The 15,561-nt window shown below is 63.4% G+C and carries 17 protein-coding genes; 12 read left to right on the forward strand and 5 right to left on the reverse strand.

Annotated elements, in window-relative coordinates; translation table 11 throughout:
- The first annotated feature begins 47 nt into the window (after window positions 1–47).
- The 5 genes from BHMPCIPO_RS18970 (at window position 48) to BHMPCIPO_RS18990 (ending at window position 3,510) form a co-directional block, all read left to right on the forward strand.
- Entirely contained in the window at window positions 48–713 is a 666-nt protein-coding gene (locus BHMPCIPO_RS18970; RefSeq protein WP_173518394.1) for a MarR family winged helix-turn-helix transcriptional regulator, read from the forward strand.
- Between the two features lie 210 nt (window positions 714–923).
- Window positions 924–1,472 carry a carboxymuconolactone decarboxylase family protein gene (locus BHMPCIPO_RS18975; protein ID WP_173518395.1) on the forward strand — a complete coding sequence of 183 codons (549 nt, stop codon included), beginning with the start codon at window positions 924–926 and terminating at the stop codon, window positions 1,470–1,472.
- A gap of 48 nt (window positions 1,473–1,520) precedes the next feature.
- The gene (locus tag BHMPCIPO_RS18980; protein ID WP_173518396.1) at window positions 1,521–2,084 is read left to right on the forward strand and encodes a redoxin domain-containing protein; all 564 of its coding nucleotides are present in this window, start codon (window positions 1,521–1,523) and stop codon (window positions 2,082–2,084) included.
- A gap of 12 nt (window positions 2,085–2,096) precedes the next feature.
- Complete coding sequence (locus BHMPCIPO_RS18985; RefSeq protein WP_173518397.1) at window positions 2,097–2,804, forward strand: glutamine amidotransferase; 708 nt, start codon at window positions 2,097–2,099, stop codon at window positions 2,802–2,804.
- Window positions 2,797–3,510: an MOSC domain-containing protein gene (locus tag BHMPCIPO_RS18990; protein ID WP_173518398.1), complete on the forward strand. Its 714-nt coding sequence runs from the start codon at window positions 2,797–2,799 to the stop codon at window positions 3,508–3,510. The genes BHMPCIPO_RS18985 and BHMPCIPO_RS18990 overlap by 8 nt, the downstream gene beginning before the upstream one ends.
- Window positions 3,511–3,609: 99 nt before the next feature.
- On the opposite strand, the gene BHMPCIPO_RS18995 is transcribed toward BHMPCIPO_RS18990, so the two are convergent.
- Window positions 3,610–5,052 (reverse strand): FAD/NAD(P)-binding protein, encoded by a 1,443-nt coding sequence (locus tag BHMPCIPO_RS18995; protein ID WP_312033051.1) that lies wholly within the window; start codon window positions 5,050–5,052, stop codon window positions 3,610–3,612.
- Complete coding sequence (gene ssuD / locus BHMPCIPO_RS19000) at window positions 5,049–6,230, reverse strand: FMNH2-dependent alkanesulfonate monooxygenase (RefSeq protein ID WP_173518399.1); 1,182 nt, start codon at window positions 6,228–6,230, stop codon at window positions 5,049–5,051. The genes BHMPCIPO_RS18995 and ssuD overlap by 4 nt, the downstream gene beginning before the upstream one ends.
- 185 nt (window positions 6,231–6,415) lie before the next feature.
- On the opposite strand from ssuD, the gene BHMPCIPO_RS19005 reads away from it, so the two are divergent.
- Window positions 6,416–6,964: a flavin reductase family protein gene (locus BHMPCIPO_RS19005; protein WP_173518400.1), complete on the forward strand. Its 549-nt coding sequence runs from the start codon at window positions 6,416–6,418 to the stop codon at window positions 6,962–6,964.
- Window positions 6,965–7,177: 213 nt separating this feature from the next.
- Here the strand turns inward: BHMPCIPO_RS19005 and BHMPCIPO_RS19010 are convergent, their stop codons facing one another.
- Together BHMPCIPO_RS19010 and BHMPCIPO_RS19015 are read right to left on the reverse strand one after the other, a co-directional pair.
- On the reverse strand, window positions 7,178–8,584 hold the full coding sequence (locus BHMPCIPO_RS19010; RefSeq protein WP_173518401.1) for an FAD/NAD(P)-binding protein: 1,407 nt from the start codon (window positions 8,582–8,584) through the stop codon (window positions 7,178–7,180).
- Between the two features lie 318 nt (window positions 8,585–8,902).
- Window positions 8,903–9,514 carry an RBBP9/YdeN family alpha/beta hydrolase gene (locus BHMPCIPO_RS19015; RefSeq protein WP_173518402.1) on the reverse strand — a complete coding sequence of 204 codons (612 nt, stop codon included), beginning with the start codon at window positions 9,512–9,514 and terminating at the stop codon, window positions 8,903–8,905.
- 373 nt (window positions 9,515–9,887) lie between these two features.
- Here BHMPCIPO_RS19015 and cysT point away from each other — a divergent pair, with 373 nt between their 5' ends.
- The 3 genes from cysT to BHMPCIPO_RS19030 are packed head-to-tail and all read left to right on the forward strand — an operon-like array spanning window position 9,888 to window position 12,844.
- Complete coding sequence (gene cysT / locus BHMPCIPO_RS19020; RefSeq protein WP_173518403.1) at window positions 9,888–10,793, forward strand: sulfate ABC transporter permease subunit CysT; 906 nt, start codon at window positions 9,888–9,890, stop codon at window positions 10,791–10,793.
- On the forward strand, window positions 10,783–11,685 hold the full coding sequence (gene cysW / locus BHMPCIPO_RS19025; protein WP_173518404.1) for a sulfate ABC transporter permease subunit CysW: 903 nt from the start codon (window positions 10,783–10,785) through the stop codon (window positions 11,683–11,685). The genes cysT and cysW overlap by 11 nt, the downstream gene beginning before the upstream one ends.
- 31 nt (window positions 11,686–11,716) lie before the next feature.
- On the forward strand, window positions 11,717–12,844 hold the full coding sequence (locus BHMPCIPO_RS19030) for a sulfate/molybdate ABC transporter ATP-binding protein (RefSeq protein WP_173518405.1): 1,128 nt from the start codon (window positions 11,717–11,719) through the stop codon (window positions 12,842–12,844).
- Window positions 12,845–12,867: 23 nt separating this feature from the next.
- Here the strand turns inward: BHMPCIPO_RS19030 and BHMPCIPO_RS19035 are convergent, their stop codons facing one another.
- Window positions 12,868–13,197 carry a YciI family protein gene (locus tag BHMPCIPO_RS19035; protein ID WP_173518406.1) on the reverse strand — a complete coding sequence of 110 codons (330 nt, stop codon included), beginning with the start codon at window positions 13,195–13,197 and terminating at the stop codon, window positions 12,868–12,870.
- A gap of 142 nt (window positions 13,198–13,339) precedes the next feature.
- Here BHMPCIPO_RS19035 and BHMPCIPO_RS19040 point away from each other — a divergent pair, with 142 nt between their 5' ends.
- The 3 genes from BHMPCIPO_RS19040 to BHMPCIPO_RS19050 all read left to right on the forward strand — a co-directional run bounded on the left by BHMPCIPO_RS19040 (window position 13,340) and on the right by BHMPCIPO_RS19050 (window position 15,465).
- A complete protein-coding gene (locus BHMPCIPO_RS19040; protein WP_173518407.1) occupies window positions 13,340–13,606 on the forward strand; it encodes a hypothetical protein in 267 nt (88 codons plus the stop codon).
- 401 nt (window positions 13,607–14,007) lie between these two features.
- Complete coding sequence (locus BHMPCIPO_RS19045; RefSeq protein ID WP_173518408.1) at window positions 14,008–14,277, forward strand: hypothetical protein; 270 nt, start codon at window positions 14,008–14,010, stop codon at window positions 14,275–14,277.
- A gap of 210 nt (window positions 14,278–14,487) precedes the next feature.
- Window positions 14,488–15,465: a L,D-transpeptidase family protein gene (locus BHMPCIPO_RS19050; protein ID WP_173518409.1), complete on the forward strand. Its 978-nt coding sequence runs from the start codon at window positions 14,488–14,490 to the stop codon at window positions 15,463–15,465.
- Window positions 15,466–15,561: the final 96 nt, after the last annotated feature.

Genomic DNA, 15,561 nt, shown 5'->3' on the forward strand with positions numbered 1-15,561 from the left:
CGGCGCTTTTCTAACGCCCGTTGACAATGCATAGGAATCCTATACGAATGATTGCCGTGAGCATCGAACCTGGCAGCACACCCCCTCTGGTCGACCGAATTGGTGACGGGCTATCGCGCGTGGCAACGGCCATGCGTAGCGAGGCCTGGACGGCGGCCGAGGCCATCGGCCTCAATCCGACGCAATTGCAGATCCTCACCTTTCTCGTTGCCCGCGGCCGAAGCGGCATGCGCGTAAAGCAGATCGCTGCCTATCTCGGTGTCAGCCAGCCCACGACGACGGATTCGGTCAATGCGCTCCTGCGCAAGGGCCTTGTCGAGAAGCAGGCCGACCCCAGCGATGCGCGTGCGCTTTCCGTCGCGGCAACGCCGCAAGGCGAAACCGCTGTTCGTCAGGCCGGTCAGCTGGCATCGGCGACCGAGGATGCCATCGCGGCGCTCTCCAAGCTCGAGCAGCAGGACCTGCTGACGCACCTCGTCAAGATCATCCGCCGCTTGCAGACGGCAGGAGCCATCCCTGAGCAGCGCATGTGCGTCAACTGTCGCTACTTCCGGCCCAATGTCTACGACGATGCGAAGGCCCCGCACCATTGCGCCTTCGTCGATGCCGCCTTCGGGCCGGCGGAATTGCGCGTTGACTGCGGTGAATTTGAAGGCGCCGACGCCGCTGAGCGGGACGCTGCTTGGCGCGTTTTCAACCGCGGTGCGGTCTGACATGAAAATGAAAGGATACACCAGCGCCGGCAACCAGGCCCGGGGCAGACCGAAAGCACCACCTTGCTTTCGCAGAGAGCTTCAACATCGGATCCCGCAAGCACCGTTCTCAGTACCGCGGACGGGCACCGATGATGTTGGCGCCGGTCCGACGTCTGCCATCGGCGGACCGGCAATTTTCTCCCTCCACGCAAATAGAAAGAGAAAACCATGAGCAGAATTAATCTAGTTGACCCCAATTCGGCAACCGGTGCCAGCGGTGAGCTGCTTGGCGAGATCCGCTCAGCCTTCGGGATCGCCCCCAACATGTTCCGGGCGGTTGCCAATTCCTCGGCCGCACTTGCCAGCATGTGGGGTTCTTTCGGCGCGCTCGGAAACGGCCGCCTCGGCGCCAAGCTCGGCGAACAGATCGCCGTTGCCGTCGCCGACCGCAATGATTGCCACTATTGCCTCGCCGCCCATACCGCTCTTGGCCGCAAGGCCGGAGCGACCGCCGAGGAAATGACAGGCGCGCAACGGGGCAAATCGTCCGACCCGAAGACCGCAGCCGCGTTGATCTTCGCCCAGAAGCTCGTCGAGGCACGTGGCCAGGTCACCGACGCGGATGTGCGGGCGTTGCGCGATGCCGGTTACGACGATCAGGACATCGTTGAGATCATTGCCCATGTCGCGCTCAACCTCTTCACCAACTACATCAACGTCGCGCTCGCCGTACCGGTGGATTTCCCCGGCGTGAAGCTCGTTCGCGAAGCGGCCTGACAAGGCGGCCGGACGGCAGCACCCGTCCGGTCTTCTCCGGAGAAGACAATGAATAGCAGCTATCGGATCGCGGCGCCGGAACTCGCCGTTTCAACCTGGTTCAATTCCCCGACGCCGCCTAGCCTCGAATGGCTTCGCGGACGGGTCGTTTTCCTCCATGCCTTTCAGATGCTCTGCCCGGCCTGCGTCTCGCACGGCCTGCCCCAGACCCAGCGCGTGCAGGCCGTCTTCCGCGAGACCGACCTCCAGGTCATTGGCCTGCATTCGGTGTTCGAGCATCACGCGGTCATGACGCCCGACGCGCTCAAGGCTTTCATTCACGAATACCGTCTGACCTTCCCGATCGCCGTCGATCAACCATCGGATGACGGGCCGATACCGAAGACGATGGAACGCTACGGGATGCGCGGCACGCCAACCGCGATCATCATCGGCCGCGACGGTCATGTTGAATATCACCGCTTCGGCATCGAAGACGACATGGTCATCGGCGCTCGCCTCGCCACGCTGCTCGCGGCGCCGATCCCGGACGTCGCCGCCAAAAGTCCGGAAACGCGCGGGTGCACGGACGACGGCTGCACGATCCCCAACACTCATGATGAATGCCGCTAGAGGAGACGGCTGATGACTTCAAAGAAGGCCGTCGCCGTACGGCACGTGCATTTCGAGGACCTTGGCACCCTTGCGGCTCCGCTGCGCGCGGCGGGGTTTGCCATCGAGTATCGAGACGTAGGAAATGACGACTATCTTTCGTTCGATCCGACCGAGCCGGATCTTCTCGTCGTGCTCGGCGGCCCGATCGGCGTCTACGAGGATACGGCCTATCCGTTCGTCGCAGACGAGATCGCAATGCTGCAAGCACGTCTTGCCGCCGACCGACCGACGCTTGGCATTTGCCTGGGCGCGCAACTGATCGCCCGAGCGCTTGGCGCTCGCGTCTATTCATCCGGCATCAAGGAGATCGGCTTTTCGCCGCTGAGCCTCTCTGCCGCCGGCCTTGCTTCACCTCTCCGTCATCTCGCCGACGTTTCCGTGTTGCACTGGCATGGAGATACGTTTGATCTGCCGCGCGGTGCTGAGCTGCTGGCCTCGACGCCAGATATCGCACGGCAGGCTTTCATGCATGGACGAAAGGTGCTCGGCTTGCAGTTCCACCCAGAGGCTGAAACGGATGCTGCCTTCGAACGCTGGCTGGTCGGCCATGCCTGCGAACTGGCGGCTGCTGGGTTGAGCGTGGCGGGTCTTCGTGCCGATGCCCGGCGCTTCGGCCCCAGCCTGAAGCGCGCCGCCGCAGCGATGATTGGCGACTGGCTGGAGCATATCGATGATTGACCGGCAGCCGATTGTTCTCGACGCATTGCTCTTAGGCAGCCTCTCGCCGATCGACGATCGGGGAACCCTGAGCGGCATCGTCAAATATCCAATCGTTGGCGCCGTGCTGCTCGGCGCCACCGGCTTTTCCGGCGATCACCAGGGGGACCTCAAAAGGCATGGCGGTGTCGACAAGGCCGTGCATCATTACCCTCGGGACCATTATCGGGTCTGGGTGGATGAGATCGGCTCCATGCCGCTGTTGCAACAGCCGGGCGCCTTTGGCGAAAATCTTTCGACCCTGGGGCTGGCGGAGAGCGACGTCGCGGTCGGCGACCGGTTCCGCCTGGGCGGCGCTCTTCTTGAGGTAAGCCAGGGAAGGCAGCCCTGCTGGAAGCTAAACCGCCGCTTCGATTTGCCCGATATGGCCCGGCGTCTCCAGCAATCCGGCCGCACCGGCTGGTATTATCGCGTCATCGAGAGCGGACCGGTTTCGGCCGGCGACCGAATGCACCTCGTCGAGCGCCGTCACCCGGAATGGACGATCGCCCGGCTCTGGCACTTTCTCTACGTCGATACCCTGAATAGGGAGGCTCTTGAAGAGATCGCGAACCTAACCATTCTCCCATCGAACTGGCGGGATTACGCAGCGAAGCGCCTGCAGACGCGCAGGGTCGAGGACTGGTCGCGACGTCTCGATGGCGAAACCGCGCCGGTCAGCGGCTAAAGTGCATGGCGATCTCTCGGAATCGCGCCTTGCGCCTTATCGCAAAACCGCACACGGATATGTTCCAGCCGCACCATGGGCGGGCAGTGATGGCTGTTGCTAGATTGTTGTGACGGATGCGACGCGCTGGCCGCTTCGCGCCGGTCTTTCCAGCATGTCGGCAATTTCTTCGGCGACGAAAATTGCATGGTCGTTGACCTGCGGCAGGCCCATGAGTTCGCCGAAGGTGCCACGCGCCAACGGGCCGGCAACGATCAGCGATCGCTCCGCTGTGTCGTTCGCGCCAACCGCGCGGCTCGCCTCGTCGCAAGCAAGGCCCAGACCCACGTCATCCAAACGCAACCATCCCTGTGAAGCGAGGTCGGCCAGCCAGCCTTGGCTCGAGAGGATGCCGGTATGAGCCGGACCGGTGGTCACCACACAGGCATCGAACAGCAGGCGCTCCAGGCGGCCGGCATGTCGGTGACGGATATCGACCGCGATGACATGGCCGCGTCTCTCGACCTGCTCGATCGCAGCTCCGACAATTCGCACCCGCCCTTGCTCCAGCCCATGCAGGATCGCTCCATCGATCTGCGGTGCCACGCGAAAGCGGTGGACGTCCCAGAATGGACGCAGATGGCGCACGAGGCGGCGGCGCTCCGCCACCGGCAGGGCCCTCCAGACCTGACCGCCCTGGCTGCGGAGCGCGTCGAAAACCCCATGCCAGCTGGTACCGATTTCGGCGGCCTGGCGCAGGGCGCGCCGGACGCGCTGCAGCAAGTCGAGCGCGGTTCGCGCCGGGTTGCTGGAGAAATCGCCGAACGGTTCCTGGGGCTCGCCCGGATGACCGCGCGACCGCAGGCCCCGGCGCGACAATGCGACGACCGGGCCGCGATGATCGGCGAGCCTCAGCGAAGCAATCACGTCGGCTGCCGTCAGCCCGTTTCCGACGACGAGGACGTGGTCATCGGGGCGGATGCAGTCCAGCGCACCAGCAACGGTGGAATCGGGCACATAGCGCGGGTGGCCGCGAAGCGCCTGATCCACGCCGCGTGGGGCGCAGGGCGCCGGATGCGTCGTGGCGATAACGACGATGTCGGCCAGCAGGTCCGTGCCGGCGGAACTACTCAGTCGCCAACGATTCCCACGGCGCTCGATATGCTCGACATGTTCACGCCGATGCTCGACCTTTCCACTTTTCAGGAACGGCGCGACGAACTCGCAGACATAGCGGCCGAACACCGCTCGGCGCGGATAGAGATTGCCGTCGACCGCCAGAGCGTCGGGATCGTCGCGCGGTTCGCCTTTTGCCGCCATCCAGTTGAGGAAATCGTCGGGATCGTCGGGAACCAAGCTCATGCGCGCCGCCGGCACATTGATGCGGTGCGCGGGATTGTCCGTATCGTAGGCGAGGCCCGCGCCAAGGCGCGCCCTCGGCTCGAAGACGATAATGGTCGCGCCGTCGCTCGCCGCGTTCCGCGCGAGGTTTGCGGCAACCGCCGCCCCGGTGAAACCGCCGCCGACGATGGCGATCACGGGTCGGCGCGTCGGTCCCGTCACGATTGGGAAACCTCCAATTTCGGACGATGGTCGCCGGCAATCGTTTCGCCGAACGGCCCGGTATTGATCGACGCCTCGTGGGTCCGAACGGCATGGGCAAGCGGCAGGTTCGGCAGCACCAGTTCCCCGAAACGATAGGCCTCTTCCAGGTGCGGATAGCCGGACAGAATGAAACTATCGATACCGGCCTGCCGGTATTCCTCGATACGCGCCCTCACCTCCTCGGGGTCGCCGACCAGCGCCGTGCCCGCACCGCCGCGAACCAGGCCGACCCCAGCCCAGAGGTTTGGAGCGACTTCAAGCTTGTCGCGTCGGCCGCCATGCAGGCGGCTCATGCGGCTCTGACCAACCGAATCCATACGCTCGAACACCTTCTGTGCCGCAACAATCGTGTCGTCATCGACATATTGTATCAGTTCGTCAGCGGCCTGCCATGCTTCCTTGGCCGTTTCTCGCACGATCACGTGGAGGCGGATGCCGAAGGTTACCTCCCTGCCCTCGGAATTGGCGAGCGCGCGAACCTCTGCAATCTTCCTGGCAACGTCGTCGACGGGCTCTCCCCACGTCAGGTACTTGTCGATCGTGCGCGCCGCTACCTCCTGGCCCTTGCCCGAGGAACCGCCGAAATAGAGCGGCGGATGCGGCTTCTGCACAGGCTGGAACAGCAGCTTGCCACCTTCGATATCGAAGTGTTTTCCCTTGAAGTCGACCTCTTCGCCGCGCAGCACGGCCTTGTAGATATTGAGGAATTCCTCGGTTACCTCATAACGCTCGGTGTGCGAGAGGTGGATGCCATCGCCCTGGTTTTCAATCGGGTCGCCGCCGGTAACGACGTTGATCAGCAACCGCCCATTCGAAAGTCTGTCGAGCGTCGCCGTCATGCGCGCCGCCAGGGTCGGTGATAAAAGGCCAGGCCGCACGGCGATCAGGAAGCGCAGCTTTTCCGTAAGCGGCGCCAGCGCCGAGGCGACCACCCAGCTGTCTTCGCAGCTACGGCCCGTCGGAATGAGAACGCCATAATAGCCGAGCGCGTCGGCGGCTTGAGCCACCTGCTTCAGATAGTTGATATCGACGTGGCGGCCGCCACGCGTGGTGCCGAGATATCGGCTGTCGCCGTGAGTCGGCAGAAACCAGAGAACGTTGATCTTTTCGGGAATTTTCACGGGCGCAGTGTCCATCGGCGAATGCCTCCTTGCAAGCTGGTCTTCGGCAGCCATGAACGCCTTGCCGATCATAAAAACATAAACTCTATAAATTTTATTGACAATCAAAAATCGGACAGTCATCTTTGGAGCGAGGAAAATTTTTTCCCGTATCGGCGGATCGCGCCCGGGAATCAGGCGAAAATTTCGAGGAACTGGCCATGACGATCGCGCTCGCCGCATCTCCCGCATTCGACGCAAGTGTTCCAACCGGCAATGGCTACGAGCCGATCACGGCGCCGGCTCTGAAGGCGGCCATGCGCAATCTGTCAGGCGGCGTCTCCGTGATTACCGCAGGCATCGGAGACGAAAGGACCGGGGCCACCGTCACTTCGGCGACGGCGCTGTCGGTGGATCCGCCGACCATGATCGTCAATATCAATCGGACCTCTTCGACTTGGCCCGTCATCCAGCGTTATCGGCATTTCTGCGTCAACATCCTCTCGCGAGAGCAGCAGAGAGTGGCGGAACGCTTCTCCGGCCTGGATGGCGCCAAGGGGCCGGCCCGCTATCAGGGAGCCGACTGGGTTCGGCTGGCAAGCGGCGCGTCAGCATTGAGCGGGGCATTGGCCGCGATCGACTGCGAGGTCGAGGAAATCATCGAGCGCCACAGCCACGCCATCATCCTTGGCCGGGTCGTGGCCATCTCCACGAGCTCCGGCGAGCCGATCCTCTACCACAACGGCCGTTACGGCGGTCTTGATCGTTAACGTCGCAGCGAAACTCTGCGGGCCCACGAAACCACGCCGAACCGCCCCGCTTTGGAATGGACCCGCTGCGGAGCAGCGATGTATCCATATATAAGGCTCCAATCAGCAGTGCCATGAGGCTCGCAACGGTCGAGATGACGGCGCGGCTGCTCGACCAATGGCTGCCACCGTGGTCCACAGGACGGTGATGCCTTGGGAGACCGGGGGTCACCGTCATCCAGTCTTCAGCGTCACGCGATGCCGCGTGGCGATCAACCGCGCTGCCGCATAGGTCTGCGTCACGATCTCGGGCACCAGATCGATGTCCGGCAGACTACCGACGCCAAGTGGTCCAATCGCGTAGAGATTGCGCGTCGGCTGTCCGCCGGCCAGAACTTCGCCGGCCGGACTGACGGCAATCCCAAGACTGAGCTCGTCCGGCTCTGCCAGCCCGCCGGCAAAGAGGCTCTGCATCAGCGGCGCCCGAAGGTCCGGCGCCGAACAACGACAGTCGATCACCTGATCGGCCGAAAGCAGCGTCTCCTCGCTTTCGCCCGCCCAGCGCACCATCAATCCATCTGGGCGGCGCTTGCCCGCCCAACCCTTCCGAATGGTGGTTTGCCCGCCGGCGAGTTCCTGCCGGAGCCGCAGATGCAAAGGCGCCGGCAGGCGGTTGCGGTGACTGTCATAGATCGAGCGCAGGTGCCGGTTGAACCGGTGCTTTTCCTCTTCGGGCAACGATTGCCAGAGCGAACGTGCGCGCCGGCGCAGCCCGTTCATGGCCGCCTGCCACCCAAGTTCGGCGGCCTCCGCATCCGCGCAGGCCTGCCGCACGAAGCGGACGATCTCGCCGAGCCGGGTCGGCATCGGTCCAACCGGAAAAGTCGGCGCCGCCGCGAGGCGCGTATGCGGCTGCGGCAGAAAGCCGTGCCGGGAGAGAATGGTGATCTCGCCGGCAAAACCGTTGTCGCGCAGTTGCAGCAGGCGGTCGACCACCCGGACGCCGCTGCCGAGCAGGACCGTATGGCGCGGAACGACCAGCCGGCGGGCGCGCACCAGGGGCCTCTCCTCTTCGGCAATCTCCATCTCGCCTTGGCGCAGGCCAAATCCGGTGGCCAGCACGACGGCATCGCACTCCACCGTTGCGTCCTCCTGCATTACCAGGAAGCGGCCATTGGCTTGCTTGCGCAGTCCCAACACCGCCTGGCAGGAGAGCTGTATCGATATATCGGGCCGGCGTGTCAGCGCTTCGGAAAAACGTTGATAGACGTAGTCGCTGAAGATGCTCTTCGGCACGAAGATCTGCTGAAAGCCGGGAATCGCGGCGGAAACTGCCGCGCGGAACTCAGCATTGGCCAGGAGCCAATCGTTGAAGTCCTCCGGCTGCCCGGCGGCGACCGAGAGGTCGCGCACCCGGCTGTTGAGGATCTCGCCACTCTGGGCGGCGGCCAACACCTGTCCGCCACTGATCGTCGGTTGCGGATCGAAAAGGTGGACGTGAAACGCGGTTCGCACCGACTTCATCAACGCAATGGCCATCATTACGCCGGAAAATCCGCGACCGATGATGGCGATATGCGGCTTGGCTCTGGTAGCGGCTCCCTCAGGAGCGACCTTCGCAAACAATCCATGGACAGTCATGTGCACTCTCCCATGGCCGGATCTGCCCGGCAAAGTCTGAAATGCATGGCTGTTTCGGTCCGGAACGCGGACACTGACCGAATTGTCACAAAATGCCGACCCGGGTGTCGATATATGCGATAGTCGCGGGGTCGGGGAAACATAGCGCCCACCGCGGCAGCGGTCGAGCCCGTATCCGTTGTTCTGGCTGGCCTGGCACTCTGGCGCATGGTCATCCCTAGACGGCATACTCTATAAAGTTAGTGCGCTATTAGAGCGCGAAACGATCTCAACATCAAGTGCTGCGTGGAAGTATGTCGGTCCAGCCGTTACAGCGCCTCAGACCGGGCTGCTCGGCATGGGTGCCCGTTCCATGACTTCAAGCTCGATGGGTTGCGCCCGCGACGGCTCCCGCCGCGCGATGCCGTTCAGAATGCGCAACAGATCATAGCCATGCGACCAGCGGCCGAAGCCACTGGCGATACTGATATGGCCGGCATAGCCGAGATCGACGAGACGGCTGCCCCATCGTGTCGAAACGTGCCGCAGGCGATCGAAAGGCATATAGGGGTCGTTGAGGCTGCCGACGACGAGGCTGGAGAAAGGCAACGGTAGATCGGGCATAGGGCCGAAATCGATGGCACCGGGATGCAGGCGATTGGTCGGGCCAAGGTCGCAGGGCGCCACGAGCAGCGCGCTGCGCACATGCCCGGCCAGGGGGCGCCGCGCCAGATCGGCAACAAGAAGCGAGCCGAGACTGTGGGCCACCAGGTCCACGACCCCGTGCCGAAGGATTTCGCGCTCGAGAGCATCGCGCCAATCATCGAGCCTTGGCTGGTTCCAATCGTCCTGTTCGACCAGAACCGCATCCGGATGATCCCTCAGCCAATGGCGTTGCCAGTGTCCCTCGTCGGATCCGAACAATCCCGGAATGATGAGCGTTTTTGCCATGACATCAATCTCTTGCGATGGGCGATCCAGGACCTGCAACGATCCGTTGCAAACAGATCCGGTTCTGGATCGACTATGCGCAAGCGACAGACGGCGGAGAAGCAAGGAACGGCTAATATCTATAATTTCTATAGTATTTATTTTCTGACCTGGAGATCACCCCCCCGCGATCGGCAATCGGACATGGAACAATATCCGCAGTAGAGTGTTTCCTTCGACGCGGCTCAAAAGCGAAATCAGTTTCCTTGTGACCCGTCCCAGCGTCAAAAATTTGCGTTGTTGGAGCCCGTGAAATTGTTAGTTTGGCGCCGAAATACACCGGCGCTCTGACAAGCCGGCCAACCGGCGATTTGATGATCGGTATGGATAGGGGATGGCGCAACCCTTTGCGGTTGCAGGGCTGAAAGGTGACCGGAAGTTGACGGAGCGACGCAATGGGAGCCGCTGGCGGTTTCGCCAGCCGAGTGTCTTGCCCGGGTTCGGGCTGTCGCTCGGGATCACGCTGAGCTGGCTGGTGCTGATCGTGCTGATCCCGCTGTCGGGCCTGGTGTTTCGCGCCAGCGGGCTCGGCTGGTCCGATTTCGTGGCGCTGACGCTCGATCCGCGCACGCTCAACGCGCTGAAGATCTCCTTCGGCACGGCGTTCCTCGCCGCGGTGATCAACCTGATCTTCGGCGTCATCCTCGCCTGGGTGCTGGTGCGCTATCGTTTCCCCGGCAAGCGGGTGATCGATGCCATGGTCGACCTGCCGTTCGCGCTGCCGACCGCGGTCGCCGGCATTGCCCTGACGACGCTCTATGCGCCCAATGGCTGGATCGGCCAGGTCATCGAGCCGCTCGGCCTCAAGGTCGCCTTCACCCCCGCCGGCATCGTCGTCGCGCTGATCTTCGTCGGCCTGCCCTTCGTCGTGCGCACCGTGCAGCCGATCATGGAGGAGATCGACAAGGAGGTCGAGGAGGCCGCCGCCACCCTTGGCGCCAGCCGCTTCCAGACGATCAGCCGGGTGCTGCTGCCGGGGCTGATGCCGGCCGGCCTCACCGGCTTTGCGCTCGCCTTTGCCCGCGGCGTCGGCGAATACGGCTCGGTGATCTTCATCGCCGGCAACCTGCCCTATGTCTCCGAGATCGCGCCGCTGTTGATCGTCATAAGGCTGGAGGAGTTCAACTACGCCGCCGCCACCGCGATTGCCGCGGTGATGCTGGCGATCTCGTTTGCGATGCTGTTGTTCATCAACTCGATCCAGGCCTGGAGCCGGCGGAGATATGTCTATGTCGCATGATCCGACCGCCAGCTCGGTGGCAAGCCCCGGCCGGCAAGCGGCCCTGCCGCAGCTTGCCGCCGCCACCTCGGAAAGCCGCCTTGCCCGGCTGACGCTGACGATCACCGCCCTTGCCTTCGTCGCGCTGTTTTTGCTGTTGCCGCTCGCCGCCGTCTTCACCGAGGCGCTGCGCAAGGGGCCGGCCGAGTTCGTGGCCGCACTTGGCGACGCCGAGACCTTCTCGGCGATCCGCCTGACGCTCACCGTCGCCGCCATCGCCGTGCCGCTCAACCTCGTCTTCGGCGTCGCCGCCGCCTGGGCGATCGCCAAGTTCGAGTTCAAGGGCAAGGCCTTCCTGACGACGCTGATCGACCTGCCGTTCTCGGTCTCGCCGGTGATCTCCGGCCTCGTCTTCGTGCTGTTGTTCGGCTCGCACAGCCTGATCGGCCCGTGGCTGCAGAGCCACGGCATCCAGATCCTCTTTGCCGTGCCCGGCCTGGTGCTCGCCACCGTCTTCGTCACCTTCCCCTTCGTCGCCCGCGAGCTGATCCCGTTGATGCAGGAACAGGGCAGTAGCGACGAGGAGGCGGCGCTGTCCTTGGGCGCGTCCGGCTGGCAGACCTTCTGGCACGTGACGCTGCCGAACATCAAATGGGGGCTGCTCTACGGCGTGCTCTTATGCAACGCCCGCGCCATGGGCGAGTTCGGCGCCGTCTCGGTCGTCTCCGGCCACATCCGCGGCGAGACCAACACCATGCCGTTGCAGGTGGAAATCCTCTATAATGAATACAACTTCGTCGCCGCCTTCGCGGTGGCGGCGTTGCTGGCGCTGCTGGCGCTGATCACCCTGATTTTGAAGACGGCGCTGGAGATCCGCTACAGCGCCGAGATCGCCGCCAGCCGCAGGCACTGACCGGGACAGCCCGCATTCGAAAGGTATCGCCATGGACGTGCGCGTTCACAACATCCGCAAGGAATTCGGCCGCTTCCCGGCGCTCGACGACGTCTCGCTCGACATCCGCTCCGGTGAGCTGATCGCGCTCTTGGGTCCCTCCGGCTCCGGCAAGACGACGCTGTTGCGCCTCGTCGCCGGGCTCGAAAGCCCGACCGGCGGCACGATCTTCTTCGGCGACGAGGATGCCTCGCAAAAGACGGTGCAGCAGCGCAACATCGGCTTCGTCTTCCAGCACTATGCCCTCTTCCGCCACATGACGGTGCTCGACAACGTCGCCTTCGGCCTCAAGGTGCGGCCCGGCCACCGCCGGCCGCCGGCGGCCGAGATCCGTAAGCGGGCCCTCGATCTCCTCGAGCTGGTGCAGCTTTCCGGCCTCGACAAGCGTTATCCGGCGCAGCTCTCCGGCGGCCAGCGCCAGCGCGTCGCACTCGCCCGCGCCATGGCGGTCGAACCGAACGTGCTGCTGCTCGACGAGCCCTTCGGCGCGCTCGACGCCCAGGTGAGGAAGGAACTGCGCAAGTGGCTGCGGGAGATCCACGACCGCACCGGCCACACGACGATCTTCGTCACCCACGACCAGGAGGAGGCGCTGGAACTCGCCGACCGGGTCGTGGTGATGAGCAAGGGGGCGATCGAGCAGGTCGGCACCCCGGACGAGATCTACGACCATCCGGTCTCGCCCTTCGTCTATGGCTTCATCGGCCAGTCGAACTGCCTCGCCGTGACGCTCCAGAACGGCGAGATCTGGTTCGAGGACCGGCCGATCGGCCTTAGGGCCCCGGCCGAGCCGGACGGCCCGGCCAACCTGCACTTCCGCCCGCACGACATCGAGCTGATCGACGGCTGCGGCGGCTGTCTCGCCGGCCTCGTCACCGCCAGCCGCCGCGTCGCCGGCACCCGCCATCTCGAACTCGACCTCGGCCGCACCCACCCGCCGGTCGAGATCGAGCTCCCGCCCGAACGCGCCGCCGCCGGCGACCACAGCCGCATCGCCTTCCGCCCGACCAAATGGAAACTCTTCAGGGACGGAGAGCGACAGGCTGTAGTCGCGGAGGCGAAAAGCGAGAGCAGCCCTATCGAGATGCAGGAGCCAACATTGGTTGCCCAGGCTTCCTGAAGAACGACACTTGGCCGTCGAGCTTAAGGGATCTCCAATGGCCAGACCTCGACCACGCCGTGTGCAACGGCACAGGGCGTTAGCGATACGATTTCGACCGCCTCGGCCAAGTCAGCGGCCTCGATCACCGCAAAGCCGGCCACAGGAAGCGACGACGACATGAACGGACCGTCTCGCTTCTCGAGATGCGCAGCATTGGCGTTGCGCACCTGGACAGGCGCTCCGGCGATCCCCATCAATACCCCTCTTGCGCGAAGTTCCGCATCATGCGCGTGCGCCGCGTCGCGAAGCGCCGCCGCCGTGCGGTCGTAGCCTGCACGGTCTCCATATCCAATCGTTACGAATTTCGGCATGAACCTCATCCTCCTGGTGGCGGCACTCTACTTCCGACGGGCTAATTGACAGTCCGGCCGACGGGGCATTCCGTAAGGCAACGCGGATGCACGGGGAAAGTTGCGACGAAACCAACACCCGTGCCACCACAGGGAGGATGCAATGCCGACCATCATCGCCCACCACAAGATCACGAAAAGTGCGGAACATTGGCTGAAATCGCCGAAGCGTAAAGAGTTCTTCGGCCCGCTGGGGGTGACGAGCATTCGAACCTTCGTCGATCCCCGGGACCAGACCCAAGTGGCAATTCTCATGGACGTCCCTGATCTGGACGCCCTGTCGAAAGCCATGCAAAGCCAAGCCGCGGCCGATGCCATGGCCTTTGATGGCGTGGTGCCGGAGTCAATCGTGATCCTGGTCGAGGCGTAGGCACAGTCGGCGACGTCAAAACGTACTGGAGAGCCGTCCCGACGACGATCCCGACCGGATCACCGGCGACCGCGAAAAGCTCGAAGGCCGAATTCGGGAGAGCTTTACGGGATCGACCAAGGCCCGCGCCCAGCGCAAGGTCGCTGATTGGTATGGCTGCCAGGCCCTACCGAACACGGCAACCCGTCGTCACTGGCTTAATTCCATGAAGAGGTATAGATTGTCCGGCCGGTCGTCGACCCAGAGCTGACGGCCGCGAATGACTGCATGGGAGATCGAGCGGCGAGTGCCGGCCTCGATCAGGAAGGCCGCGGGTCGAAGCCAATTCAGCGACACTCCGCGCGAGACTGAGAGCGTCAACTGGAGGATGGGTCGGATTCGCGGCCGCCAGGGAGGTTTCAATGCAGTGGGCAGTCAATGATCTCAATGGCCAATGGAATGCAGCCGAGCTTGAAATGCTCCAGCGGACATTCGACCGGGTCTGCCTGTGGCAGAACATTCCGCCGAACAGTCTGCGTGCCGGACGCCTGGTTCGGTACCTGACAGATCAGCTTCGCGGCGGCATTAGCGACGAGGGTACCCTGTTTGAAAACGCCATGTTGCTGGAACGCGCGCGTTCGGAGGCGACGTCCTTTCCGCGACGCGGTTCTCCCATGCGGGTGCTCAACTAGTTCTACGTTGATAGATAACTCCGTGTAGCCTGCAGGGATCATTCCAGGCGGGTGCGAAGCGGTCCGCGCTCTGGCCACCAAGGCGGTGGGCAAGATGGCTGTTGCTTTGATCAAAGCCACCTCGGCTCTCCGGGATCTGAGCCCGCCCGGTCGTTGCAACATCCCCATTCGAGGCGGGAACAAATCAAGCGCGCGAGCGATTTCGCGGTCATGAAGACCGTGATCCTGTCCACTGTGCTGTTGTTGCTCCTGCCCGCCGGTTTGGGCACGGCCCAAACGCTTCAGCCAGATTCGATCAACAGCGCGTCGATCACGCCCAGCTTATTGGAGCGGATGACCACCGTCTCGGACAGGCCAGACCCGGCTATCGTTCGGCTTCAGGTTCTTCTCGACCGCGCGGGCGCATCGCCCGGGGTGATCGACGGCTACGGCGGCGAGAACGTCGTCAAGGCGGTCGCCGCCTTCCGGACCATGCGGGATCTGCCCGCAGACGGCAGATTGGACCCCGACCTCCTCGAACGGCTTTCCAAGCAGACGCCGGTGGTACAGCCCTATGTCATCTCCGGGGACGACGCCAAAGGGCTGGTCGCCAAGATGCCCAATGACTATTCCGAACAGGCGAAAATGAATCATCTCGGATACACAAGCGTCGTGGAGAGGCTGGCCGAGCGCTTCCACATGGATATCGATCTTCTCAGGGCGCTCAATGCCACTTCGACGTTTTCCGTCGGCGAAACCGTTTCCGTTGTAATCCCTGGGGCGCCAAGGCAGGGGATGGTCAAACGCATCGAAGCGCACCGACGTACCGGCCAACTCATGGCCTTCGGCGCCGACGGAACGCTGATCGCCGCCTACCCCGCGACGATCGGCAGCCGGGAGACACCGCCCCCTTCGGGGACCCATAAAGTAAAAGGAGTGGCGCGAATGCCGCCCTATATCTACAACCCCAAGATCAACTTCCAGCAGAGCGACAACAGAGAGGTGTTGACCTTGCCTGCTGGTCCAAACAATCCGGTCGGCAGTGTCTGGATAGATCTCTCGAAGCCCACCTACGGAATCCACGGTACGCCAGAACCATCGCTGATCGACAAGGCCGGATCACACGGCTGCGTTCGTTTGACCAATTGGGATGCGGAAGAACTGGCGGCGATGGTTGAACCCGGCGTGATCGTCGAGTTCGTCGACTAAACCTCTTTGATGCTGAGAAACGCGAGAAGGGCGACTGAAGTCAAAACGCGCCGCCCGCCGCGCGAACGGGTCGCTTCGGTCATACCTCGGTGTCGG

It is taken from the genome of Ensifer sesbaniae, assembly GCF_013283665.1.
GTDB classification, from domain to species: domain Bacteria; phylum Pseudomonadota; class Alphaproteobacteria; order Rhizobiales; family Rhizobiaceae; genus Ensifer; species Ensifer sesbaniae.